The sequence below is a fragment of the Pseudoalteromonas sp. BSi20495 genome (assembly GCF_000241185.1).
In the GTDB taxonomy this organism is placed as follows: Bacteria; Pseudomonadota; Gammaproteobacteria; order Enterobacterales; family Alteromonadaceae; genus Pseudoalteromonas; species Pseudoalteromonas fuliginea.
Window position 1 is genome coordinate 1 of the sequence record NZ_BADY01000191.1, and the last position, 359, is coordinate 359.

The window sequence follows — 359 nt, forward strand, 5'->3', positions numbered from 1 at the left end:
AAAAAAGGGGTCAAATCACTTGCTTCATGACATAAGTCGACTACCTTCAAAGGAGTATTATTAAAACAGGTAGTTCACAATGCCAAGGCCACAACGAATTGAGTACGAACATGCTTTTTATCATGTTATGAACCGTGGGCGCGGACGGCAAAATACCTTTCACGACGAATTATACTTTCAAGCCTTTTTAACCACATTGGGTGAGGCACAAGCGCGCTTTGATTGCGTTATTCATGCGTATTGCCTTATGACGAACCACTATCATTTGTTGATTGAAACACCCAAAGCGAATTTAGGCCGTGTTATGCGCCATATTAATGGGGTTTATACTCAGCGATATAATAAGTTGAAGCATACCG

General features: G+C 40.9%; 1 protein-coding gene. It reads left to right on the forward strand.

Translation table 11 applies throughout. The annotated features are described in order from the left end of the window. Positions 1-79: 79 nt before the first annotated feature. The coding region (locus tag P20495_RS21120) for a transposase (protein ID WP_033016498.1) at positions 80-359 on the forward strand (280 nt) is incomplete at its 3' end.